Origin of the sequence: Pseudomonas sp. DWP3-1-3b3 (assembly GCF_049896305.1) — a bacterium.
Taxonomy (GTDB): Bacteria; Pseudomonadota; Gammaproteobacteria; order Pseudomonadales; family Pseudomonadaceae; genus Aquipseudomonas; species Aquipseudomonas azotoformans_A.
Window position 1 is genome coordinate 73,609 of the sequence record NZ_JAFCUA010000014.1, and the last position, 23,955, is coordinate 97,563.

Annotated in this window: 18 protein-coding genes and 1 pseudogene; 7 read left to right on the forward strand and 12 right to left on the reverse strand. The window is 60.3% G+C overall.

Annotated elements, in window-relative coordinates; genetic code table 11:
• Positions 1-120: 120 nt before the first annotated feature.
• Positions 121-378 (forward strand): hypothetical protein, encoded by a 258-nt coding sequence (locus ACP7BX_RS28385; RefSeq protein WP_003194088.1) that lies wholly within the window; start codon positions 121-123, stop codon positions 376-378.
• 132 nt (positions 379-510) lie between these two features.
• Here the strand turns inward: ACP7BX_RS28385 and ACP7BX_RS28390 are convergent, their stop codons facing one another.
• Positions 511-1,128, reverse strand: a complete 618-nt coding sequence (locus ACP7BX_RS28390) for an FKBP-type peptidyl-prolyl cis-trans isomerase (RefSeq protein WP_016976188.1) — start codon at positions 1,126-1,128, stop codon at positions 511-513.
• 178 nt (positions 1,129-1,306) lie between these two features.
• Between ACP7BX_RS28390 and ACP7BX_RS28395 the strand changes: the two genes are divergently transcribed.
• The 3 genes and pseudogenes from ACP7BX_RS28395 to ACP7BX_RS28405 all read left to right on the forward strand — a co-directional run bounded on the left by ACP7BX_RS28395 (position 1,307) and on the right by ACP7BX_RS28405 (position 9,074).
• Entirely contained in the window at positions 1,307-6,985 is a 5,679-nt protein-coding gene (locus ACP7BX_RS28395) for a membrane-targeted effector domain-containing toxin (RefSeq protein WP_426131032.1), read from the forward strand.
• 304 nt (positions 6,986-7,289) lie between these two features.
• Positions 7,290-8,219, forward strand: a pseudogene (locus tag ACP7BX_RS28400) (methyl-accepting chemotaxis protein); the annotation flags it as partial.
• On the forward strand, positions 8,211-9,074 hold the full coding sequence (locus tag ACP7BX_RS28405) for a methyl-accepting chemotaxis protein (protein ID WP_370636473.1): 864 nt from the start codon (positions 8,211-8,213) through the stop codon (positions 9,072-9,074). The pseudogene ACP7BX_RS28400 and the gene ACP7BX_RS28405, both read left to right, overlap by 9 nt.
• A gap of 628 nt (positions 9,075-9,702) precedes the next feature.
• On the opposite strand, the gene ACP7BX_RS28410 is transcribed toward ACP7BX_RS28405, so the two are convergent.
• From ACP7BX_RS28410 to ACP7BX_RS28425, 4 genes are read right to left on the reverse strand one after another with little or no spacing between them, the layout of a single operon-like run.
• Positions 9,703-10,071, reverse strand: coding sequence for a glyoxalase superfamily protein (locus ACP7BX_RS28410; protein ID WP_426131031.1), 369 nt, complete (start codon positions 10,069-10,071; stop codon positions 9,703-9,705).
• 29 nt (positions 10,072-10,100) lie between these two features.
• Entirely contained in the window at positions 10,101-11,564 is a 1,464-nt protein-coding gene (locus ACP7BX_RS28415) for an N-acyl-D-amino-acid deacylase family protein (protein ID WP_426131029.1), read from the reverse strand.
• Position 11,565: 1 nt separating this feature from the next.
• The gene (locus ACP7BX_RS28420; protein ID WP_426131027.1) at positions 11,566-12,426 is read right to left on the reverse strand and encodes a MurR/RpiR family transcriptional regulator; all 861 of its coding nucleotides are present in this window, start codon (positions 12,424-12,426) and stop codon (positions 11,566-11,568) included.
• 12 nt (positions 12,427-12,438) lie between these two features.
• Complete coding sequence (locus ACP7BX_RS28425) at positions 12,439-13,788, reverse strand: gluconate:H+ symporter (RefSeq protein WP_156717459.1); 1,350 nt, start codon at positions 13,786-13,788, stop codon at positions 12,439-12,441.
• A 248-nt stretch (positions 13,789-14,036) separates the two neighbouring features.
• On the opposite strand from ACP7BX_RS28425, the gene ACP7BX_RS28430 reads away from it, so the two are divergent.
• Both ACP7BX_RS28430 and ACP7BX_RS28435 read left to right on the forward strand, forming a co-directional pair.
• Positions 14,037-14,417, forward strand: a complete 381-nt coding sequence (locus ACP7BX_RS28430; protein WP_426131025.1) for a lysozyme inhibitor LprI family protein — start codon at positions 14,037-14,039, stop codon at positions 14,415-14,417.
• 109 nt (positions 14,418-14,526) lie between these two features.
• A complete protein-coding gene (locus ACP7BX_RS28435; protein WP_426131023.1) occupies positions 14,527-15,936 on the forward strand; it encodes an aldehyde dehydrogenase family protein in 1,410 nt (469 codons plus the stop codon).
• Between the two features lie 35 nt (positions 15,937-15,971).
• On the opposite strand, the gene ACP7BX_RS28440 is transcribed toward ACP7BX_RS28435, so the two are convergent.
• The 6 genes from ACP7BX_RS28440 to ACP7BX_RS28465 form a co-directional block, all read right to left on the reverse strand.
• Positions 15,972-16,529, reverse strand: a complete 558-nt coding sequence (locus ACP7BX_RS28440) for a TetR/AcrR family transcriptional regulator (protein WP_426131021.1) — start codon at positions 16,527-16,529, stop codon at positions 15,972-15,974.
• Between the two features lie 85 nt (positions 16,530-16,614).
• Positions 16,615-18,060: a SulP family inorganic anion transporter gene (locus tag ACP7BX_RS28445; RefSeq protein WP_426131019.1), complete on the reverse strand. Its 1,446-nt coding sequence runs from the start codon at positions 18,058-18,060 to the stop codon at positions 16,615-16,617.
• A 146-nt stretch (positions 18,061-18,206) separates the two neighbouring features.
• On the reverse strand, positions 18,207-19,100 hold the full coding sequence (locus ACP7BX_RS28450) for an NAD-dependent epimerase/dehydratase family protein (protein ID WP_426131017.1): 894 nt from the start codon (positions 19,098-19,100) through the stop codon (positions 18,207-18,209).
• 103 nt (positions 19,101-19,203) lie between these two features.
• A complete protein-coding gene (locus ACP7BX_RS28455; protein ID WP_426131015.1) occupies positions 19,204-20,100 on the reverse strand; it encodes a LysR substrate-binding domain-containing protein in 897 nt (298 codons plus the stop codon).
• Between the two features lie 30 nt (positions 20,101-20,130).
• Positions 20,131-20,721, reverse strand: coding sequence for an NAD(P)H-dependent oxidoreductase (locus tag ACP7BX_RS28460; RefSeq protein ID WP_406598429.1), 591 nt, complete (start codon positions 20,719-20,721; stop codon positions 20,131-20,133).
• Positions 20,722-20,841: 120 nt separating this feature from the next.
• Positions 20,842-21,606: a sulfite exporter TauE/SafE family protein gene (locus ACP7BX_RS28465; protein ID WP_426131013.1), complete on the reverse strand. Its 765-nt coding sequence runs from the start codon at positions 21,604-21,606 to the stop codon at positions 20,842-20,844.
• 82 nt (positions 21,607-21,688) lie between these two features.
• Here ACP7BX_RS28465 and ACP7BX_RS28470 point away from each other — a divergent pair, with 82 nt between their 5' ends.
• Positions 21,689-22,579 carry a LysR substrate-binding domain-containing protein gene (locus tag ACP7BX_RS28470; protein ID WP_426131011.1) on the forward strand — a complete coding sequence of 297 codons (891 nt, stop codon included), beginning with the start codon at positions 21,689-21,691 and terminating at the stop codon, positions 22,577-22,579.
• On the opposite strand, the gene ACP7BX_RS28475 is transcribed toward ACP7BX_RS28470, so the two are convergent.
• Complete coding sequence (locus tag ACP7BX_RS28475) at positions 22,525-23,931, reverse strand: amino acid permease (protein WP_016974905.1); 1,407 nt, start codon at positions 23,929-23,931, stop codon at positions 22,525-22,527. The two genes, ACP7BX_RS28470 and ACP7BX_RS28475, sit on opposite strands and share 55 nt — an antisense overlap.
• Between the last annotated feature and the right edge of the window lie 24 nt (positions 23,932-23,955).

Consider the following 23,955-nt stretch of genomic DNA (forward strand, 5'->3'; position numbering starts at 1 on the left):
CGCCCTCTTGTTTGATCCCGCGCAATATCCACACAGAAAAACCCAGAAACCGCCAATAGGCACTTGCTATTTCACGAATAAGAATTATTCTCATTGAAACCCATCAAGGAGATGAGACCCATGACTTATTTGATAGACGCCTGGCTGGACCGCCCACACCCTTACCTGCGGATCCTGCATCGGGAAACCGGTGAAGTCTGTGCGGTACTGGAAGAAGAAGCGCTGAATGAACTGCAAGACCAGGGCGACCTGGACGTCAACGGACTGAGTTCAAGCGAACCCGGCGTGTTGAAGGAAGTGGTGCGCAATCTGTTTCTGTTCTGCTATGCCCGAGCGTTGCGCCCGGCGACGGAACTGAATGGCAAGTTCCATCCATGAAGCAAAGCCTAAATGCACCAGCTTTATGTGGGAGCCGGGCTTGCCCGCGATGTAGACGACTCGGTTAACCCTGCTACCGAGGTGATGCTATCGCAGGCAAGCCAGCTCCCACATACAGCGGGGATGCAGGTCTTACAGAACGTCGAGCAGCTCGACGTCAAACACCAGAACGCTGTGCGGCGGGATGCTGCCAACGCCTTGAGCGCCGTAAGCCAGTTCGCTCGGCACGTACAGGCGCCATTTGCTGCCGGCATTCATCAGTTGCAGGGCTTCGGTCCAGCCGGCGATCACGCCGCCAACCGGGAATTCTGCAGGCTGGCCGCGCTCGTAGGAGCTGTCGAACACAGTGCCGTCGATCAGGGTGCCGTGGTAGTGAGTGCGTACCTGGTCTTCACGGGTCGGCTTGGCGCCGTCACCTGCGGTCAACACTTCGAATTGCAGGCCGGAAGCCAGAGTGGTGATGCCATCGCGCTTGGCGTTTTCAGCCAGGAAGGCCAGGCCAGCGCCAGCAGCCGCTTCAGCCTTGGCAGCCGCTTCGGCTTGCATGACTTCACGGATCACTTTGAAGCTGGCGGCCATTTGCTCTTGGTCCACACGGCTTGGCTGGCCGGCGAAGGCGTCGGTCAGACCGGCCAGGATTGCGTCCAGGCTCACGCCCGGTGGTGGGTTGTCGCGCAGTTGGTCGCCCAGTTGACGGCCAATGCCGTAGCTGACGCGGGTTTCGTCGGTGGACAGATTAACTTCGGACATGAAGGTGCTCCGCTGTAGGACGGCACGATTCCCCGTGCCCTCCAGATCTAAAAGGGCCCGCAGACTAGCACACAACACAGGGCCTTGATGAGCATGCCGGCGCATACGTATCTACAGCCGGGCGCGCTGCGCCGCTCGCCATGCTGATGATTCCATTCATCACCCTGGTGCCGTGCCGATGAGTACGCCGAATCCCCCTCACGCCTTACCCACCCTGCAACAGATCCATCGTCATCTGCTGGAGATCGACCCGACGCTGCGCGCGCATAGTCGGCGCCCCGTCCCCTTGCCAACCGAGCGGCTGGCACTGGACACCCTGAACGCTGCACTCAAGCGCATCAACAACGCCTACATGATCCAGGCCCGCGCCCTTTATGAAGGGCTGGACACAGCCGCCCTCAGCACCCGCCTGAACAACGATTTGCAAAGCCTGGACGAGACCAGCACCGTCAATGGCCAAAGCCGCAAGACCTACATGACATCGACCGCCGGTATCAAGGCGCTGGAGCAGGAGACTCGCCTCAACGTCAACGACGCCCTGTTGCGGCCTCACGACTTGCTGATGCTTGAAGATTGCTCTCGCGTGCCGACGCTCCGTCCCGGCATGTACGCCTTGACCTTCAGCTACCAGGACCACAGGGTGGCATTCGCGGGTGCCTTCGTGCTGACACGCCTGGCCAGCCCCACGCTCGACAGCCTGACCGCCACTGTGCCAGTTGGCCCAGTGTTGTTATTCACGCCTTCACGCGGGCTGGAGCCCTTCGACTCACTCAGCGACCTTGACCAAGGCCTGAAGGCGACACTGGCGACGAGCGCCGGTCGGGCCGAGTTCAACCGCCATTTGCCGGTGCGCTACCAGCACCTGGACCCGATGGGCATTTTCCCGTTGGAGTTACAGCCGATCGAGGACCAGCCGCTGTTCGAACACGTCTACCAAGCCCTGCTCGACAAACGCGCACTCGACATCACCCACGCCTTGAACCTGGCGCAAAGCAACCAACTCGATCCCGTACAACTCAAGCAACACCTCGACCAGGCCATCCAGGCCGCCTTGCCGGACCTGAGCCTGCGCTTGGACTTTCGTACCCAACGCTTGCTGGAGCGCGACCTGTTCAACGCCCTGCCCGACTGGTATCGCAGCGCGACCAAGGCCCGACGCGACGCGCTTGACCAACACTTGCACGATTACAACCAGGCGCGTCAGGCGTTCCTCGACCTGTTCGGCCCTGCAGCGACACCCCACGCCCTGGCCCGGCATCAATGGGCCGAACACCTGGCCGACGAGCTGGACATCTATGACCTGGACCCGGAACTGCTGCAGATCACCACCCGGCGTACCGTTGCCAAGGTCGGCGCCTATGACCAGCAGCGTTCACTGGTGGAACTGACCCTGCGCGGCCTGCACCCCGGCGATAACACGCCGGGATCGGCCTTTCTGGAAGACAGCACACTGAGCTATGCCGGCGCACCGCTCGACGAAGCGCACGCCGAACTCAGCGTGCAAAACCTGGTTCAGCTGCTGCAAGACCTGCAACCGCGCCTGGACTTCGCCAACATCCAGAAAGCCATGCTGGGTACGCCAGAAATCAAACTGGCCGCACGCAACTTTTTCGACCAGCGCCTTGTGGCCATGGCCACCGTCGCCGCACTTCAAGGCCATCTGAGCCAGGACGATCTACAACGGTTCGAAGACTTGCGCGAACACCCGCGCCCACAGCTGTGTGCACAGACGGTCCTGCTCCACGGTGCACAACTCAACGATCTGTGGCTGCTGCGCGAAGATGATGCCGACGGCCAGGTCAAGCGTTTGTTGCTGTGCACCCCGGACGCGCCGAGAAACCAACAGTTCTTCGCATTCAACACCCTGCGTGAATGCCAAAGCCATATCATCGGCTGGACCGACCACAAGGCCCGCGTCAATGGGCGAACCCTCGGGGATTACCTGTTTGAACAAGTGCCCCTGCGCTTTCAGGCAAAAATGCGCGATTTCCTGCGGGGCATCCGTTTGCGCCCCGACGCGCAAGAGTATCTGGAGGTAACGTTCGGCCAACCCTGCAGCCACACAGACTGCCTGGATGCAATGGCGGCACATCGGCTGGCCGTGCAGTTGGACGACTATCAGTTCAGCTCACCGGCCTGGTATCGCGCGGCCTCGGCAGCGGACCGCATGCGCCTGGCGAGCCTGGCGGACGGCGCGTCCGGCGCCCTGCGAACTTACAACGCCAGGCCCGACGCCGAAGCCAATTTTCCGCCGTTCGAACGTTTTCTGCATGAGAAGGCCAAACTCAGCCTCAATACGCTCCTGGGCCGCCGACAAAACGACGTCGACCCGGACAGTGTCATTGTCTACTCGCCCAAGCCTTTGCTCGGCGCACCACCGTCCGTGTCCTACACCACGCTGTACCGTGACGGGTACGCAGACGGTGTGGGTTTTCTCGATGAAAAGTTTTCCGCGTCCGCCACCTTCCGTGGCCCGCCCGGCGTCGATTTGAGCGCGCTCACCGCACAAAAGGTTGCGCGCTCTGTCACCGGCGTCTGGATCGGTCAACGGTATACCGATGAGGTTCGCCGACGTTTACAAAACAGTGACAGCCCGGGCTATGGCGAACGCCGTGATGCAGTACTGGCGATTGGGCAATTACAGATGAAAAGTGCCGCACTGGAGTCACGCCTTAAAGGCCACATCGCCAGTGTCGACCTGGCCTGGCTTGAACGCGCTATCGACAGCCTGGCGGACAGCGGCACCACCGCGCGCAACACCTATAAAGTCCACCGCCTGTTCATCGATGGCGATTGGGTGCTAGGCAACTACTTGTTCAGCCATGGCAACAATCCGGTGCTGCTCTACACCCCTGACGCACCCGACGGCATCAGCTTTCGCGAAGCGAGGCTGTTCAACTACCTGTTGAAAAAAATCGAGGGCATGCTCGCCTACTGGTGCGCGCGCGTGCCGCTGCAATCCGTAGCGCGAGTCGGGTTGTTCCTGAGAAATGCTGCCCAGGGGTTGCCGGACGACATCAACCGCACCACTCCGAGCCCCGCCCGACACGACAGCACCCAGCACATCTCACCGCTCACCGATCTGCACCACGAGTTCTACAACATGAACCTGCAACGCAAGATCGACGACGTGCATGCCACCACGGTCAATCGCACCCAAATGATCACCGGTATTCTCTGGTCCTGTATCGAATGGGTAACCGCCGTGGCCACCATGCCGTTCCCCCTGCTGAGCCTGACATTGGGCGGATTGCTAGCCTTCAAGGACGCGATGCTCGCCCTGAATGCCTATCACCAGAACGATAAAGACAACGCCTTGCAGCATTACCTCGGCTACCTGGCCAATGTCGGCGGTGCACTGCTATTCGATGTACGCCCAGCGTTAAAAGGTGCCTTCAAGCCCTTGCGCCCGCTGATCCATAGCGGCCCGCATGCCACACAAAGCGCCGTGATCCGCCAGTTGGACACGCTCACGCCAGAAGGCATGCATCCCGTGCTGTTCGAGGGACGATCCCTGTGGGCGCCACAAGCCCCGGATGCACTGGGCCGCAATTTGTTGTACCGCCACGACCCGCTCACTGGCCAGTTGCACTCCACTGCCCGGTTGGTCAACCAGAGCGCGGACGGGCTGTGGGTACGTAGCGGCTTGGCCGGTGGCGGACGCAAGAAATATGAAAAGCTGCTCGCCGACGAGAGCAGCCCGCTGGAAGCCTTCGACGTAGCGCCGGACCAGGCCAAGACGTTCCGCAGCCTGCTCGACGCTGACTTCAAGCAGAGACTGGAGGAGATGGACCTTGAACTGGGTGCAGCCGCTCAAAGCAACGCTTTTACCGAGTCTGCGCCCTTGCGTACAGCGTATGGCAACAAAGTGGAACTACTGGGCCAGCGCGCCGACGCCTTCTTTCAGGCACTACCTACCCCAGCCCCCAAAGCCCCACCGCCCACATTGGCGACCGATACGACGCACAGCGAAATCCTCAAGGCCCTGTTCAGTCGCGATAAACGCTTGATCATCGGCGCTGCCAATAACTCCATCGCCAGTAAACAGCTGTTGATTGAACAACTGCCCGGCCTTGCCGAGCAGGGGCTCAAGCGTGTGTATATCGAGAACCTGCCCCGCGACCTGTTCCATCGCAAACTCAAAGTCCTCAACAACCAACTCAGCGGCAACAAGGCCCACGCGTTGCGCCAGATCGAACGCCATCTGACACAAGTGGACCAAGCCCTCGGGTTTGCGCCCGAGGCACCGTTCACCTACCGCAAGCTGTTGCTCGAAACCCAGCGCCTGAATATCACAATCGACGGCCTGGATGCCGCCGCCTCCTACCATATGGACCACGTATTGGCACTGAGCGACAGCCCGCGTCTTATCCCGCGCAGCAGCAAACTACGCAACTTCTACTCGCACTCAGCGATAGAGCACCACCTGAAAAATAGCCCCGACGAAGGCTGGCTGGCATTGGTGGATGCGAACCGCCTAGGCACTTATGAACGGGTTGCCGGCTTGGCGGACTTGCAAAACACCCTGGCCTTGCGCGTAGAAGACACAGCACCCGGCCAGCCCATCGGTATCAAGCCCGACAACGCCACCAGCACCCAGTCCCGTGGCGACTACGTGCTGTCGATGCCAACCACCCATGTCGCCCTGCAAAGTCCCGGAGCACCTGTCACGGCGCCGGCAACCATAACGCACTACGCTGAATACGACCTGCCCCAGGCCATGCGGACAGACATCAATGTGATGAGACAAAGCCACCGAGGCCTGGACACCCACTACTACCAACAAAACCCAAAACACGCTGCTGCGCTGAACACCTTCAGCCAAACCCGCAAACGCCTGCAGAATGCCGCAAAAGCGGCTTTCACCGATTACACCGTGCCCCAACGCGGCTCACTGGCTCACCTGGCTACGGCGACCAGCGATTCAATGTTCTTTGAACGGCTGTACCTGCATAAACTCGGCCTGGTCATCGGCGAAGCCCATATCGCGCAATCGAGCAAGCGGCTGCTGATCGACTCCATGAAGGTGCTAAAAAAGCAGGGCGTCAAAACCTTGTACATCGAACACCTGCTCACTGACCTGCATCAGGAAGCCCTCGATACGTATCATCGCACCCTGGTCATGCCGGACAGCCTGAAGCACTACCTGGCCAGCCTGGACGCCGGCCACATGCCGCGTTATACGGGCCCGAACACCTTTTCCAGTGTGGTCAAGGCCGCCAATAAATACGGGATTCGTGTGCGTGCACTGGACTGCACGTCCAGCTATCACGTCAAAGGACTCGGTGGCCATGCCGCGCGCAGCGAACTGTTCAGCTACTTCGCCAACGAAGTGATCAAGGCTGACCAACTCGCCCGTGGGCCGCACAAGTGGGTGGCCTTCATGGGTAGCAGCCACACCGATATGCACATAGGTGTGCCAGGCATTGCACAATTGCAGGATGCCGTCAGCCTGCACGTGCGCGATGTCGCGCCTGAGCTGGCCAGGCACTTGCACACTGGCGTTTGGCAGGCCATTGAAGAAGGCTATGGCCCAGCGCTGCGTAGCGACTTCAAGATCGAAGTGGGTACTGCCGGAATACGCGTACAGCTCACCGCACCGCCGCCGAACCGGTCCCGACTCACCGAGCCAGGGCAGTTCATCATCGAACGGCCGACCGACAGCGAGATCAACCTGGCGCATTTTTCGCGCAGCAATGAAGTGCTCGCCACGCCGATTCATATTGACGAAAAAGGCCAGTTTTTCGTCGAGCGTTGGGAGCCCCTGAAACCGCTGCGGTTCTATTACTTGTCCCAACTCATTGAGGTACTCAAAGCCCGCCCACCCGCCGGAATGGGTATGACACATTTGACCTGACACCCCCTCAGGCACCCTGCCCGTTCATCGGGCGGGGTCTGCGTTTATGTTGTCCGTTGAAAAAGCCATTTCAGATTCACGTCTCGCCGCCGATACCCACCTACATACTTTGGCTGGCTCAAACAACAACACCGTCCAGCAGACAGACATCAACTTTGCGGAGCATTCGATGAATAGCTGGTTCGGCAACATCAGCGTCAATCTCAAACTGGGCCTGGGCTTCGGCCTGGTGCTGGTCCTTACCTCGATCCTGGCACTGACCGGCTGGACCAGCCTGGGCGGCCTGATCGACCGCAGCAACTGGATGAGCGATATCACTCAGCTCAATGCTTCGTTGACCAAACTGCGCATCGTGCGCCTGCAATATATGCTCGCCAATGGCGACGAAGCCGTGGCCCAGAACGTACAAACCAACCTGGATGCCTTCGCTGCCCAGCAACAGAAATTGCTCGACAGCTTCAAGAGCCCGGAAAACCTCAAGCTGCTCAACGAGCAGAAATCCATCATCACCGCTTACCAGCAGTCACTGAATAAAATGCGCGAGGCCTACCGCAACGGCAACGCCTCTCGCCAAGTGATGGGCGACAAGGCGGATATCGCCAACGCACAAATCAACGCGCTGGAAACCAGTGTTAAGCAGATGCCCGACAGTTCGGAGCACCTGGCTCAGTTCCAGGCGGTGGCCGACGCCAAGATGCAATTTCAGTTGGCTCGCTACGAAGTGCGTGGCTACACCGGCAACGTCAGCCCGGAAACTGAAGCCCGCGCAGCCGCACAGATTGAAAAAGCCATCGCCGGTTTGAAAGACCTCAGCGCCGCCTTCGGCGCCAGCCAGCAAAGTGCGCTGACCGCATTGGAAACCGCCTTGGGTGCCTATCGCAGCGCCGTGCAGAACTACAAGGCGGCCAACGCCAACATCGTCACTGCCCGTGCCGAAATGACCACCCAAGGCGCTGATATCGTCACCATCAGCGACAAACTGTACGACATCCAGCTGACTCGCCGCGACGCCGAGAGCGCGCAGGCCCGCAGCCTGCAATTGATCAGCACCTTGCTGGCGCTGCTGGTGGGCGTGATCGCAGCATGGGTCATCACCCGCCAGATCACCCGCCCAATCCAGGAAACCCTGGCCGTGGTGGAGCGCATTGCCTCCGGCGATCTGAGCCACAACATCCAGGTCACTCGCCGGGATGAGCTGGGCGTGCTGCAACAAGGCATCCAGCGCATGGGCACGACCTTGCGTGAATTGATCAGCGGTATTCGCGACGGCGTGACCCAGATCGCCAGTGCCGCTGAAGAACTGTCGGCCGTGACCGAGCAGACCAGCGCCGGCGTGAACAGCCAGAAGATCGAGACCGACCAGGTCGCCACGGCGATGCACGAAATGACTGCCACTGTGCAGGAAGTGGCGCGCAACGCCGAGCAGGCCTCCCTGGCCGCCGCCGATGCCGACGGCCAAGCCCGCGCAGGCGACAAAGTGGTGGCCGAGGCCATCGCCCAGATCGAACGCCTGGCTGCTGAAGTGGCGCGCTCCACCGACGCCATGACCCACCTGCAACAAGAGAGCAACAAGATCGGCAGCGTGATGGACGTGATCAAGGCCGTCGCGGAACAGACCAACCTGCTGGCCCTTAACGCGGCGATCGAAGCCGCACGGGCGGGTGAAGCCGGCCGAGGGTTTGCCGTGGTCGCCGACGAAGTGCGCGGCCTGGCCCAGCGCACGCAGAAATCCACCGAGGAAATCGAAGGCCTGGTCGCCGGCTTGCAGAACGGCACCCAGCAAGTGGCCAACGTGATGAACAACAGCCGCAGCCTCACTGACAGCAGTGTCGAGCTGACGCGCAAGGCCGGTGTGTCACTGGAGAACATCACCCGTACGGTGTCGAATATCCAGTCGATGAACCAGCAGATCGCTGCCGCCGCCGAGCAGCAGAGCGCCGTGGCTGAAGAAATCAGCCGCAGCATTGTGAATGTGCGGGATGTATCGGAGCAGACCGCTACGGCGAGTGACGAGACGGCGAAGTCGAGTGTTGAATTGGCGCGCTTGGGTAGCCAGTTGCAGCAGATGGTCAGCCACTTCCGGGTGTAATAAACCAAAAAGCCGCCTTGGTATACACCGAGGCGGCTCCACTTCTCAGACCTTAGCGGTCATCGAAGCTGTCCCGCAGGAACTTCCAGACGTGATAAGCACGCAGGCAGTTCACTACGAGGTTCCACGTACGTCGTGCAAACTTAGACATACTCGGCCCTCCCTAGGTTGGGCCTTACCTCCAACGCACTTACCGGAACATGTGAGCCTTTGGATGCACGTCAGTGCTCCTGTGAGGCGGCTGGGTTTATGGTCCTTCTGCATGAATCCGGCACGGATTACTAGCCCGTGGCAGTCGGTCCAAAATTTGCGCGCGAACCCAGCCAACCTACCTCACGATGAACGTAGAACGAGGGCGATACTAGCTCAGTACCCCACGCCAAGGTGTGACAGACACAGTCTGCTCGGCCTTAATAGTTGTTGCTGTTCTTTGCAGACTTCAACCAAAAGAAACCGAGCATTAGCGTGGTGAAAAACCATTTACCGTGAGGTCTTGCTTAAAGCGCCAACGCAGCAGTAGTATCTCCAACACGTCAGTGCTTCCTGTGAAATCGCAACCCCAGCCACTAACTGGGCTTGCAAAAAAACCGCCCTACTAAGGCGGTTTTTTATTGCCGCAATTTACCCCTCAGCCCTCGCCTTCGTCAACAAACACCACCCGATTCCCAAACGGATCCTTGATGCTCATCTCCCGCGAGCCCCAAGGCGTTTCCTCAACCCCAGGCTTGGCGTACCGGTAATCCTTGCCCACCAATTGCTGCTGGTAGGCGTCCACACCCTGCGCCTGAATCCGCACTGCTGCGCCTGGCGACGCGTCGCCATGATGCTCGGTCAGATGCAACACACACTCGCCCAGCGAAACCTGCAAATACAGCGGAAAATTCGCCTCGAAACGATGCTGCCAATCTACCTTGAACCCCAAAAAATCGACGTAGAATTCCAACGCCTTGGCCTCGTCGAAAATCCGCAGGATGGGGATGACTTTTCCTAAGTGCATGGCAACCGCTCCGTTTAAATGAGCGTCCACTATAGAGACGAAAACCCCCGACGCAAATCCCCGCTGCGTGCCAGGAACCGACCCGGCCTTTGGCCATTTGCCTGCCCGTCGCTGTAGCTCAACACGCCGTTGACCCACACCCCATCAATGCCTTCCGCCGCGCGCTGCGGTTCCTTGAAGTCCGCCACATCGCGTACGCGCAACGGGTCGAACAGCACCAGGTCGGCCCAATGCCCTTCACGAATTTCACCGCGCTCAGCCAAACCAAACCGCGCCGCCGACAAGCCGGTCATCTTGTGCACGGCTGTGTGCAGTGGGAACAACCCCACATCCCGGCTGAAGTGCCCCAACACCCGTGGAAATGCCCCCCACAAACGCGGATGCGGGAACGGATCCTCCGGCAACCCGTCCGACCCGACCATCGACAATGGATGCGCCAGGATTCGTCGTACATCCTCTTCATCCATCCCGTAGTACACCGCCCCTGCCGGTTGTAGCCGACGGGCTGCGTCGATCAACGCAACATCCCACTCAGCGGCAATATCCTGCAAATCACGCCCGCCCACTTCGGGATGCGGCGTCGACCAGGTAATGGTGATCCGAAACGCGTCGGTCACCTGCTTGAGGTCCAGGGTCGAAGAACTCGCCGCATAGGGGTAGCAATCACACCCCACGGGATGGGTTTTAGCCGCCAGCTCCAACGACGCCAGCAGCTGCGGACTACGCCCCCAGTTACCGGCGCCGGCACATTTGAGGTGGGAAATGATCACCGGCGCCTTGGCATGCCGACCGATCAGGAACGCCTCGTCCATCGCCTCCAGCACCGGTTCGAACTCGCTGCGCAAATGGGTGGTGTACACCGCACCGAACGCGGTGAGTTCTTCACTCAGTTGCAACACCTCATCAGTCTCGGCGTTGAACGCACTGGCGTAGGCCAGGCCTGTGGATAAGCCGAGGGCACCGGCTTCGAGGCTCTCTTGCAGCTGCACGCGCATGGCGGCAATTTCATCCGCTGAGGCAGTGCGATGCAGGTCGTCCATATGGTTGCTGCGCAACGCTGTATGGCCGATCAACGCGGCGACGTTGACCGCCGGATGAGCCTCTTCGACCGCCGCTCGATAGTCGCTGAAACGCGGATAAACAAACGCCGAAGCGCTGCCCAACAGGTTCATCGGGTCCGGCGGATCACGGCGCAACGTCACCGGCGACGCGCTGATGCCACAGTTGCCGACAATCACCGTGGTCACACCCTGGCTGAGCTTGGGCAGCATCTGCGGCTGGCGGATCACCACGGTGTCATCGTGGGTGTGCACGTCGATAAAACCCGGCGCCAACACACGTCCGCTCGCATCGATTTCATGCTCGGCCACCGCCGCTGACAAATCACCGATCGTCTCGATGCGCCCGTCGCGCAGCCCCACATCGGCCACATAACCTGGGGTGTTGCTGCCATCAATGATCAGCGCCTGGCGGATCAATGTGTCGTACTTCATATCAGTCTCCAAGCGGCAGGCTGTCGGGGCCGCCGCGATAATCGTCCAGGGCCAGCTTGATCCGGCGCAGGCGTTCCTGGTTGTCGTCCGGCAGGGCCAACGCCAGCTCGGTGGCGAGCAAGTCGATGGCCAGCAGCATTCCGTAGCGCGCCGCGGTGGGCTTGTAGATAAAACTGGTTTCGGCCGGTTGCAGCGGCAACACCACGTCCGCCAACTGCGCCAAGGGCGAATCCGCCAGGGTGATGGCGACGATGCGCGCGTCGTAGTTGCGCGCCAGCGTCACCACGTCGAGCAGCTCAGGGGTGAGGCCGGTCAGGGAGCACACAATCAGCGCATGCTCGGGCCCCAGCGTAGCCGCTGTGACGCGCATCATTACCGGGTCATGGCAAGCGGCAATTGGATAACCCAGGCGCACCAGACGCACCTGCAACTCATCGCTGCACAGGCTCGACGGGCCGCCCATGCCGAACGCATGGATCATCCGCGCCTTGCCCAGCAGGCTCACTGCATCAACGAAACCCGCCTGATTGAACCCCGACAAGTGCTGACGCAAGGTCGCCTCGATATCCCCCAGGATCTGCCGATGAAACGCCGACTGCTCCGGCAACCCCGCAGGGTCGAGGAAGCGGCTGCCGACGCCACTGGCCTGGGCCAATTGCAGGCGCAAATCCCGCAGATCCCGGCAACCCACACTGCGCGCAAAGCGTGACAAGGTGGCCGTGCTGACCTCGGCCCGTTGGGACAACGCCTCCAGGCTGGCCGACGCGGCAAAACCCACGTCATCGAGCATCAGCTTGGCGATACGCCCTTCGCCGGCGCTGAAGGAGTCCTGGCGGGCGCGGATCTGGTAGAGGATGTCCATGGGGGCTCCGGGTTACAAGATACAGGACAGACCATAGGTGAGACCGAAGGCGACCACCGATATCAGAGTCTCCAGCACGGTCCAGGTCTTGAAGGTCTGGATCACCGTCATATTGAAGTATTCCTTGATCAGCCAGAAGCCGCCGTCGTTCACGTGGGAAAAGATCACCGAACCCGCGCCGGTGGCCAGCACCAGCAATTCGGGGTGTGGATAACCCAGGCCCATCGCAACCGGCGCCACCACGCCGGACGCGGTGGTCATGGCGACGGTGGCCGAGCCCGTGGCAATACGCATCAGCGCTGCAAACAGCCAGCCCATCACCAGCGGCGACAGATGGAAAGCATGGGCCAGACCGAGAATTTCGTTGGTCACCCCCGCATCCACCAGGATGCGATTCAAACCGCCGCCCGCGCCCACCAGCAAGGTGATGCTCGCGGTCGGCGCCAGGCACTCATTGGTGAACTTGAGGATCGATTCGCGGTTGAAGCCCTGGGCGATCCCCAAGGTCCAGAAGCTCACCAAAGTCGCCACCAGCAGCGCGATCACCGAGTTACCGATAAACAACAGGAACTGATTGAAACCGGTGCCCGGCGTGGAAATCACGTTGGCCCAACCGCCGATCATCATCAGCACCACCGGCAACAGGATGGTGCCCATGGTCAGCGCAAAGCTCGGCAAGCGGGTACGCGGTTCGCGCTCGATGAATTGGCGTTCCAGCGGGTTTTCTGCCGGCAAATGAATACGCGGCACGATGAATTTGGCGTAGACGGGACCTGCGATGATTGCCGTGGGGATACCGATCAGGATGGCGTAGAGCACGGTCTGCCCCACCGACGCGTTGTAAGCCAGCACCGCCATCATCGCCGCCGGGTGCGGCGGCACCAGCGCATGCACCACCGACAGGCCGGCAACCATCGGCAAGCCAACCATCAGGATCGACACGCCCACACGCCGCGCCACGGTAAAGGCAATCGGCACCAGCAACACAAAACCGACCTCGAAAAACAGCGGCAGCCCCACCAGGAAGGCGATGCACACCATGGCCCAGTGCGCGTTACGCTCGCCAAAACGGTTGATCAACGTGCGCGCCACCTGCTCGGCACCGCCGGACTCGGCCATCATCTTGCCGAGCATGGTGCCCAGCGCTACCACCAGGGCGATATGCCCCAAGGTCTTGCCGACGCCCGCTTCATACGAGCCCATGATGGTGTCCGCCGGCATCCCGGCCATCAGCGCCAGGCCAATGGACACCAAGGTGATGACGATAAACGGGTTGAGCCGGTAACGTGCAATCAGCACGATCAAAGCAATGATGGCGATGGCAGCGTATGCCAATAGCCCGAAGCCCGGTGATGCGGCCATGCGGTACTCCTCGGAAAGGGTCACGTCGAATTGGTTGTGAAACTCATAAATCATTACCGAGGAGTATTTTCAATTTTTATGAAAGTAATTTTCGCTCACAGGCAAGCGCTGTCGCGTTGGGATATGCCCAACGGTCGCCCATGAAAATTCGAGGGGTGTTCTTACATGAAGATCAGAAGATGCTGGAAACTCAAACGCCGCCATCGAGTCATAGAATGCGCCTCCCCTCATGCCCAGGAAAATCGACCATGATTCGCACCTCCCTCGCCGTCAGCGCTTTGTTTCTCGCCCTGTGCGGCACTGCGTCGGCCGCCGATAACGCGGCGTTGAAAAAATGCATGGACAGCGCCAACACGACCGCCGACATGGTCAATTGCAACGCCAAGGAAGCCAAGGTGCAGGACACGCGCCTGAACAAAGCCTACAAAACCGCCCTCGCCGCCCAGGAAGGTGCGCGCAAGCAGCAACTGCAAGACGTGCAGCGCCTGTGGATAAAATACCGTGATGCCAATTGCAGCTTCGCCGGCTCCGCGACCGGCGGCACCATTGATCAGGTCAACGGCTCCGCCTGCCTGCTGGACATGACCCAGACCCGCGCCCAGGAGTTGGAAGACCTGGTCGGGCCGTAACCAAGCAGCTCCTACCGATTGATAGCGCTTGACTTGACGCTGAGGCTCCTTGATATTGCATAAAGAACCGATCAGTTCTTTATAGCATCCAACCCATCAGGAGCCTCTCATGAGCCGAGTTTTCAAGCTGTTAATCGATGGCCAATTGGTCGATGGCGCATCCCGTCTTGACGTCTTCAACCCCGCCACCGGCAAGGTTTTCCAGCACGTTCCCAAAGCGGACGAAGCCCAAGCCTTGAGCTCGATCGCCGCGGCGAAAAAAGCCTTCTCCGCCTGGGCCGCCTTGACCTACACCGAACGCGCCGCCTACGTGATCCGTTTTGCAGAGGCCATCGAGGCCAACGCAGAAGATCTCATCCGCATGCTCACACACGAACAAGGCAAGCCGCTGGAGGATGCCCGCTTCGAAGTGCTCTGGGCTGCCGCCAACCTCAAGTACCACGCAGCGCAAGAGCTGAAAACCAAGGTCATTCGAGAAACCGCTGCCGAGAAAATCATCGAGCAGCGTTCGCCACTGGGCGTCGTCGTCGCTATTGCGCCATGGAACTTCCCCGTGTGGATCCTGATGTCAAAGATCGGTGCAGCCTTGATGACCGGCAACACCGCCATCGGCAAACCGGCCCCTACCACCCCCATCACTACCCTGATGCTCGGTGAGCTCGCCGCCAGCATTTTCCCGGCGGGTGTATTCCAGACCCTGGTGGATGAAAATGAGTTGGGGCCTCTGTTGACCAGCCACCCGGATGTGGCTTACGTCAGCTTCACTGGCTCAACCGAAACCGGCAAAAAAGTGCTCAACAGCACCGTGGCGACCTTGAAACGTTCGACATTGGAGCTGGGTGGCAATGATGTGGCGATTGTCCTGGATGATGCTGACATCAAGACGGTTGCCCCTAAAGTCTTCCGGGCCGGGTTCCTGAATGCCGGACAAATTTGCTTCGCCGCAAAACGCGTGTACGTCCCCAATCTGATGATGAAGGCTTTCGTTGCCGAATTGGTCAACCTGGCGCAACAGGCCAGACCTGGCGACGGCTTCGACGCAACGACCACCCTCGGGCCCGTGCAGAATAAAGCGCAGTACGACAAGGTGCGGGCATTTATTGACGAAGCGAAAGACCAAGGCGCCGTTGTCGTCAGTGGGCAACAGGTGCCAGAAGACGGTTATTTCATCGCGCCGACCATCGTCACAGGCCTGGCCGATACGGCGCGGCTAGTGACCGAGGAACAATTCGGCCCGGTGCTGCCGATTCTGGGCTATGACAATCTGGATGAGTTGATCCTGCGCGCCAACGATTCAAACTTTGGCCTGGGCGCGTCGGTGTGGACGTCAGACACCGATCGAGGAATAGAAGTCGCCTCGCGCATCGAAGCCGGTACGGTGTGGATCAATACCCATGTATCGCTGCCATTCGACGTACCCTTTGGCGGCGCCAAGCAATCGGGTATTGGTCAACAAGGTGGCATTGAAGGCATGCAGGATTACACCCAAGTCAGAATCGTCAACGCCGCGTTGGCGTAAACAAGGGCGAATTGGCTGTCAGTCCCGGCAGCCAATTACTTGGCGGGCACCAGCAGTGCCAAAAAATCGCTCACTTTATGATCAAAGGCCCGCCTTGGGTTTTTGATGTTCTGCTCGATGCCCAGCCCGTAGAAAAACGTCAGTATCAGATCCGTAATGGCTTCAGGCGCGAGCACCGTGTTCTCGCCGGTGATGTTATTGCCGATCAGCTTCTTGAGAATTACTGAGTTTTTCGCAAAGACCACGGTAGCCTCAGTCGGCAACAATGACAAATCGCGCAAGGAGTTGATTGCAAAACAGCCGCTCTGCCCCTCGGGGGTGGCAAATGCTGAGCGCAGGAATTGTTCGATGTTCGACCAGCCCAATGGCTCGGCACTCAGCAGCGCACGCCATTCCCTGCATTCGAAATAATGTTCGAGACAGGCCACGAACAGCGCGTCTTTGCTTTTGAATTCGCCATACAGGCCCGACTTGTTGACGCCGGTGGCCTTTTCCAGATCAGCCACGCCTGTGTCTGAAAAACCTCGACGCCAAAACACAGGAATCGCTTTTTCCAGAACATCTTCGCGGGTAAATAGCTTGATTCTGCCCATGATCCGACCTTGAACCGTCAATTAAGGGAGTCGCCCAGTATAGGCAGCCTCCGGACGATTTAAAACCGAATGGTTTAATAAAGCATCAGTCGTGGTGAACCTTCGCGCGCTTGAGCAATTTCTTGCAGCGCTCCGACAGATGCAGCACCCGCAGATGCTTACCGGCTTTGGCATAGCGCTCACGCAGGGTCATCAACGCAGCAATGGCTGAATAGTCGACAAAGCTCAGGTGACGGCAATCCAGCGTCACCTGGGCCGGGTCGTTGGCCGGGTCGAACTGGTTGAGGAACGGCGTGGTCGAGGCAAAGAACAAGGTGCCATGCAGGCGATAGAGCTTGCTGCCATCGGCTTCCAGATGCTCATCGGCATACAGCTCGCGCGCCTGTTGCCAGGCGAAGTTCAGCGCCGCAATCACGATCCCGCACAGCACGGCCGTGGCCAGGTCGGTGAACACAGTGATCACCGTCACCGCGATAATCACCAGTACGTCATTGAGCGGCACCTTGTTGATCACCCGCAAGGACGCCCAGGCGAAGGTCTGCTGGGACACCACGAACATCACACCCACCAGTGCCGCCAGCGGGATCCGCTCGATAAACGGCGACAGGAACAGGATGAACAACAGGATCATCACCCCGGCAAACACCCCGGAAAAACGTCCGCGCCCGCCGGAGCTGAGGTTGATCACGGTTTGCCCGATCATCGCGCAGCCGCCCATGCCACCAAACAGGCCCGAGACCATATTCGCCGCGCCCAGGGCCACGCTTTCGCGGTCCGGGTAGCCACGGGTTTCGGTGATTTCGTCGGTGAGGTTGAGGGTGAGCAGAGTTTCCAGCAGGCCGACCATGGCCATCAGAAAGGCGTACGGCGCGATGATGCCGAGGGTGTCCAAGGTCCAGGGGATCTGCGGCAGGGCAAAGCTGGGTAGGCCACCAGCAATGTGGGCCATGTCGCCCAGGGTGCGGGTCGGCAGGCCCAGCAGGTACACCGCCAAGCCCACGCCGAGGATCGCCACCAACGCGGGCGGCACCGCGCGGGTGATGCGTGGCAACAGGTAGACGATGGCCATGGTCACCAGCACCAGGCCGATCATCACGTACAGCGGCGTGCCGCTGAGCCAGTGTTCACCGCTCTTGAAATGCTCCAACTGCGCCAGGGCAATGATGATCGCCAGGCCGTTGACGAACCCCAGCATTACCGGATGCGGCACCATGCGCACCAGCTTGCCCAGGCGCAGCAGGCCGAAGGCGACCATGATTAACCCGCCCAGCAACACCGTCGCCAGCAGGTATTCCACGCCGTGTTGCACCACCAACGCCACGATCACCACCGCCATCGAGCCCGCCGCACCGGACACCATGCCGGGGCGGCCGCCAAACAATGCGGTCAGTGTGCAGATGATAAAGGCGCCATAGAGCCCCATCAGCGGGTTGAGGTGGGCCACCAGGGCAAAGGCGATGCATTCGGGCAGCAACGCAAAAGACGTGGTGAGGCCGGCCAGGGCATCGGCGCGCAGACGGGTGAGGTTCATGAAGTACCAGGGTAATGCGGGGGATAAGGCGGGGAATGGTACGGAATTGAGCGGGGCAGAACCAGATTTTTAAGGCGAGCTACACCCTGTGGTTGTGGTTGTGGCGAGCGGGCTTGCCACAACAAGCCCGCTCGCCACAGGGAGACTTACACCATCTCGTTGCGAATCCACTCCACCACCGAAGTCCGCTTAGGCGCCCAGCCCAGCAGTTCACGGGCATGCTTGCCCCGCACCCGGCTGTTGGAACCCAGGCCATAGTTGGCCATTTCATAGCCCCACTCGGCTTCGGCGTCGGCCAATGGCCAATCCTGCGGTTTGCCCAGGTTCAGTGCTTCGGCAATGGCGGTGGTCATGTCGTTAAACGCCGCTTCGCTGCTTTCCACGAAGTAGAAGGTGCCCGGTACGTTCTGGGTCAGTGCCAGCAGGTACAGCGCCACCACGTCTTCAATATGCACGTTGGACCAGATGTTCTGCCCACTGCCCACATGGCGCACCACCCCACTCTTGCGCGCCTGCTTGAGCAGGCGCGGCAATTGCACGCTGTCGCGCTTCACGCCCAGGCTGTGGCCGTAGATCAGCGTGTTGCAGATCACCGCCGAGTTCACGCCGTTGTTGGCAGCCGCCAGGATCAGGTTGTCGATGGCAACGCGTGCCGCCTTGTCGACGGTCGGCTCCGGCAAGTTGTCTTCGAAGTAGATGACATCACTGGACTTGCCGCCCGACGCATCACCGACAATGCTTGAACCGCTGGTGTGCAGGAATGGCTTGTTCGAGCCCTTCAAGGCTGCCAGCAGGGTTTCCACGGCAGCGCGATGGTCGCTGCTCGCGGCATTGATCACCGCATCGGCCTTTTGCGCTTGCTCGGTCAATACAGCGGCGTCATCCAGGGTGCCGATCACTGGGGTGATACCCAATGCGGTCATCTCGGCGGCTTGCTCGGCGCTGCGCACCAGGCCGGTCACGCTATAGCCAGCCTTGACCAGGCCGGTTGCGATGGAACCCCCGATAAAACCTGCTGCGCCGGTAACGAATACGTTCATGGAGAGTGCTCCTGAGTGGGTAAGTGATGGGACCAGTATCAAGGGCCGATCCCTGACGAATAAGCCCCTATTGCCCAATTCACTCTTGCGCGAAGGTCACGAATCAGCAGGCATACCGCGCCAGCTTGGCTTGCATGAAGTCGAGGAAACACTGGATGCGCAAGGCCAGCTGCGAGTTACGGTAGAACACCGCGTGGATCGGCTGGCGATAACCACTGTTGAACGCCTCCAGCACCGGCACCAGGCGTCCGGCTTCGATGTCGTCGATGGTCATGAAGTTCGACAGGCAGCAAATGCCCTGCCCTTCCAGCGCCAAATGACGCACGGTTTCACCACTGGACGCGGCCACGCCGGGCTGGATCAGCCAACGGTCGCCCTCCACATGGCGCAGCGGCCAGTGGTTGAGGGTTTCGGTCTGGGTGAACCCCAGCAAGGTGTGGTCTGCCAGTTCCGCGACCGTGGTCGGCGTACCGTGTTGTTTGAGGTAATCAGGACTGGCGAGGATATGCAGCGGCGTACAACCGAGCGCGCGCGCATGCAGAGTGGAGTCGGCCAACACACCGATGCGGATGGCGATATCGGTACTCTGCTCCAACAGGTCGATGATCAGGTCATCGCTGTTCAGCTCCAGCTGGATATCCGGGTAAAGACTGCGAAACTCCGCGATGTACGGCACGATCCCATGCAGCATAAAGGGCACCGCCGCATTGATGCGCAGGCGCCCCGCTGGTTTCTTCTGGCGTGAGGACAGGCGTTCTTCCAGCTCATCCATCTGCGCCAGGATCACCTTGGCCTGTTCGAAGAAGTACTTGCCCTCCTCGGTCAGGTCCATGCGCCGCGTGGTGCGGTTGATCAGCGTGGTGTCGAGCTTGGCTTCCAGGCGCGACAAGGTGCGGCTCACCGCCGAAGGCGTCTGTCCAACCTGTTCTGCGGCAGCGGAAATCGAACCGCATTCAATCACGCTGACGAAGATCTGTAGCTCATCGGATCGGGCTTTCACAGGCGCTCCTCGTTATCGGTTCACAGCAGCTTACACCGAGAAATTGAACACCTGCGCCAGATGCTGCTCGTAGCGCGCCACGTCAGCCTCGATCGCCGGGCGCTTCATCACGTCCACGCACAAGAAGGTCGGCAGGCCGGTCATGCCAAGAAACTCGTTGGCCTTGTGGAACGGGAAGTACACCGCGTCCACGCCTTTGGCTTCGAAGAAGTCGGTCGGGTCGTCGAAGGCTTGCTGCGGCGCGTTCCAGGTCAGCGAGAGCATGTACTGCTTGCCCTGGATCAGGCCGCCGCTGCCGTACTTCTGCGACGAGTCGGAGCGCGTGCGACCGTCGCTGGCGTACAGGCTGCCGTGGCCTTCGGTGAAGACTTCATCGATGTATTTCTTGACGATCCACGGCGCGCCCATCCACCAACCGGGCATCTGGTAGATGATCACGTCGGCCCAGAGGAATTTTGCGACTTCTTCGGCCACGTCGTAGCCTTCGTCGATGTGGGTGACTTTGACGTCGAGGCCGGCGCGGTCCAGCACGGCCACGGCGGCGTCATGCAGGGTGGTGTTGTAGCGGCCATCGGAATGAGCGAATTTTTTGCCGCCGTTGAGCAGGAGGATTTTTTTCATGGGAGGGCATCCAGAAGGGTTAAAAATGTCTGCCGGCAGGCTATCGACATTGGCCCCTCGGAATAAGCGGCGGCACGGCAAAATACATTTGACCAGAAAGCACAAATGCACCACCCATTGTTAACCGCTGATCAGCAGATGCGCCCCCAGCAAGGCCATACCCACGAAAAACACACGCTTGAACAACACGGCGCTGATTCGCTGCCGCACCGCCTGGCCGAGCCACATGCCCAGCAGTGCCGGCACCAGCGCCAGCAGCGAGGCGTTGATTTCACCACCACCGAGGGTGCCACGCCAGGCCAGCCCGGCGGCCAACGCCAGGGTGGAAACCGTGAACGACAGGCCCAGCGCCTGCACCAACTGATCACGGTTCAAGCCCAAGGCCTGCAGATAGGGCACGGCGGGAATCACGAACACGCCGGTCGCTGAAGTGATGACTCCCGTGACGATGCCGCACATAGGACCCAGCCAACGTTCAGTCTCAGGTTTTACCTTGAACGTCGGCAGGAACAATCCGCTGAGTGCATACACCAGCAACGCACCGCCCAACGCATGGCCCACCCAGCTTCCCCCGCTCATGCCCAGCCACAAGGTGCCCAACCCGGTACCGAGGAAGATCAGCAGCAACATCGGCCACAGGCGTTTGACCAATGCGCTCAAATGCCCGCCGAACGCCAGTTGCCACAGGTTGGTGATCGTCGACGGGATAATCAGCAAGGCCGCAGCCTGCGCCGGTAACATAGCCAGGCCGAGCAAGCCCATGGAGACTGTCGGCAGGCCCAGGCCGATCACACCCTTGACGGTGCCGGCCAGCACGAACGTGCCGATCACCAGCAGCGTCAGGGCGGGGCCAATTTCTTGGTAGAACGCGAGGAAGGTATTCATGGGGGGATTGTGCGGTTTTTCGGTGACGCCGAAAATACGCCATATACTGAGGCAGACTCTTGTTTTCCCTTAGGCTGGTGCCATGCACTTTGACTTGATCGACCTGCGCCTCTATCTGCACATCCTCGACACCGGCAACATCACCGCCGGTGCCGGGCGCAGCCATTTGTCCCTGGCCGCCGCGAGTGCGCGTATCCGGGCGATGGAGGCTTCGTTGGGTATCGAGTTCCTGGCGCGTAACCGTCGAGGCGTCACACCAACGCCCGCCGGCAAGGCCCTGGCCCGCCACGCACGCTTGTTGCTGCAACAAGCCGAACACCTGCAGCAAGACCTCGCGGAATACGCCAACGGCATCAAAGGCCAGGTGCGCTTGCTGTGCAACACCACCGCCCTCAGCGAATACCTGCCGGAATTGCTGGCGGACTTTCTGTGCGAGCACCCCAACCTCGATATCGACCTGCAGGAGCTGCCGAGCCTGCGCATCACCCAGGCCTTGCGCCAGGGCACGGCGGATATTGGGATCATTTCCGACGCGGTGGACACCCACGGCCTGCAAACCCTGCCCTTTCGCGACGACCCGCTGGTGCTGATCGCGCCGCTGGATCATCCGTTCACCGCTGGGAGTTTTGTCGATAGCCTGCAACACGACTTTGTCGGCCTCGCCACTCACAGCGCGTTGACGGTTTATCTTGAAGAACAGGCACTGCACGCCGGCTTTCGTATGCAGACGCGCATCCGTGCCGAAGGGTTTGATGGGGTTATTCGCATGGTCGCCCGCGGCGCTGGCCTGGGTATCGTGCCCCAGGCCGCGCTGGAACGTTGGCCGCTGGAACCCAGCGTCAAGGCCCACCCTCTGCAAGAAGCGTGGGCCTGTCGGAAACTGCTGTTATGTGCGCGTTCGTTCGAACAGCTGCCCGGTTATGCCAAGGCCTTGTTCGACGCCTTGGCCCTGCCCTTGCGGAAGAACCCGTAATACACCGCCGACAGAATCAGCAGGAACGGCACGCCAAACACCAGGGTCATCTTGAACGCGTCGGTGAAATAGGTCGTGATCATCACCGCGCCCATCAGCACCAGCCCCAGCAACGTGCTGTAGGGAAACAGCCGCAGTTGGAACGACAATTTCGGCCCACCGTGACGCTTGCGGTAGCGCCGGAAGAACAGGTGGGTGAGGAAGATCATGAACCAGGTGAAGATCGCGCCAAACATCGAGATCGCCATCATCAGCGTGAACGAGCTTTCCGGGTACACCACGTTGAGCAACGTCGCCAGCGCAATGCCCGAACTGGACAGCAGCAACGCGTTCAACGGGATGCCGCTCTTGCTCAACGCGCCCATGGACTTGGGCGCAAAGCCGGCGCGGGACAGGCTGAACATCATGCGGGTGGTGATGTAGAGCTGGCTGTTCATCGCCGAGAGCGCGGCGATCAGGATCACGAAGTTCATCACGCCGGTCGCACCGGGAATGCCGATGGTCTGCATCACCGTGACGAACGGGCTCTGGGTCTGCCCGGCCTGGTTCCACGGCACGATGGCCAGCATCAGCGCCAGGGTCAGCAGGTAAAACACCACCAGCCGCACGATGGTCGCGCGGAAGGCTTTCTTCACCGCCTGTTCCGGGTCGGCGGCTTCACCGGCGGCCACGGCGATCATCTCCACACTCAAATAGCTGAAGATCGACACGATCACCGCCATCCACATGCCGCTCAGGCCATGGGGAAAAAAGCCGTCGTGGGCCGTGTAGTTCTGCACGCCGTACTCCGGATTGCCGGAGCCGAACACCACGTACACGGCAAGGATGATGAAGCCGACAATCGCACTGATCTTGATCGTGGAAAACCAGTATTCGAAGTTGCCAAACGTCTTCACGCTGATCGCATTGAGCAGGATCAACACGCTGGAAAACGACACGATCCACACCCATTCCGGCACGTTGGCGAACCAGTACTTCATGTACATCGCCACCGCCGTGACCTCGGCGCCCACCGCCAACACAATCGCCGCCCAGTAGGCATAACGCACCAGGAACCCGGCGAGCGGACTGATGTAGAACTCGGCATAGGCACCGAAGGAGCCCGAGGTGGAATGGGCCACCGTCATCTCCGCCAGGCAGCCCATCAACAGCAAGGTGATCAATGCGCCGATGGCGTAGCTCACCAAGACGCTGGGCCCGGCATAGCCGATGGCGTAGGCGCTGCCCATGAACAGCCCGGTGCCAATGGCGCCGCCGATGGCGATCATGCTCATCTGGCCGGAAGTGAGCTGGCGCCGCAGGCCCAGTTCGCGGTGGGTGATCTCTGCAAAGCCGTTGTCTGGCGTGGTCACGTGGTGTGCCCCTTTATTATTGTG

Bases quoted from the DNA above. Each gene is read 5' to 3' on its own strand.
- ACP7BX_RS28440 (WP_426131021.1), bottom strand. From the start codon at position 16,529: ATGGGCAGAATCAAGCTATTTACCCGCGAAGATGTTCTGGAAAAAGCG.
- ACP7BX_RS28425 (WP_156717459.1), bottom strand. From the start codon at position 13,788: ATGGCCGCATCACCGGGCTTCGGGCTATTGGCATACGCTGCCATCGCC.
- ACP7BX_RS28465 (WP_426131013.1), bottom strand. From the start codon at position 21,606: ATGAATACCTTCCTCGCGTTCTACCAAGAAATTGGCCCCGCCCTGACG.
- ACP7BX_RS28395 (WP_426131032.1), top strand. From the start codon at position 1,307: ATGAGTACGCCGAATCCCCCTCACGCCTTACCCACCCTGCAACAGATC.
- ACP7BX_RS28415 (WP_426131029.1), bottom strand. From the start codon at position 11,564: ATGAAGTACGACACATTGATCCGCCAGGCGCTGATCATTGATGGCAGC.
- ACP7BX_RS28450 (WP_426131017.1), bottom strand. From the start codon at position 19,100: ATGAACGTATTCGTTACCGGCGCAGCAGGTTTTATCGGGGGTTCCATC.
- ACP7BX_RS28470 (WP_426131011.1), top strand. From the start codon at position 21,689: ATGCACTTTGACTTGATCGACCTGCGCCTCTATCTGCACATCCTCGAC.
- ACP7BX_RS28430 (WP_426131025.1), top strand. From the start codon at position 14,037: ATGATTCGCACCTCCCTCGCCGTCAGCGCTTTGTTTCTCGCCCTGTGC.
- ACP7BX_RS28445 (WP_426131019.1), bottom strand. From the start codon at position 18,060: ATGAACCTCACCCGTCTGCGCGCCGATGCCCTGGCCGGCCTCACCACG.
- ACP7BX_RS28390 (WP_016976188.1), bottom strand. From the start codon at position 1,128: ATGTCCGAAGTTAATCTGTCCACCGACGAAACCCGCGTCAGCTACGGC.
- ACP7BX_RS28385 (WP_003194088.1), top strand. From the start codon at position 121: ATGACTTATTTGATAGACGCCTGGCTGGACCGCCCACACCCTTACCTG.
- ACP7BX_RS28405 (WP_370636473.1), top strand. From the start codon at position 8,211: ATGGGCACGACCTTGCGTGAATTGATCAGCGGTATTCGCGACGGCGTG.
- ACP7BX_RS28420 (WP_426131027.1), bottom strand. From the start codon at position 12,426: ATGGACATCCTCTACCAGATCCGCGCCCGCCAGGACTCCTTCAGCGCC.
- ACP7BX_RS28410 (WP_426131031.1), bottom strand. From the start codon at position 10,071: ATGCACTTAGGAAAAGTCATCCCCATCCTGCGGATTTTCGACGAGGCC.
- ACP7BX_RS28460 (WP_406598429.1), bottom strand. From the start codon at position 20,721: ATGAAAAAAATCCTCCTGCTCAACGGCGGCAAAAAATTCGCTCATTCC.
- ACP7BX_RS28435 (WP_426131023.1), top strand. From the start codon at position 14,527: ATGAGCCGAGTTTTCAAGCTGTTAATCGATGGCCAATTGGTCGATGGC.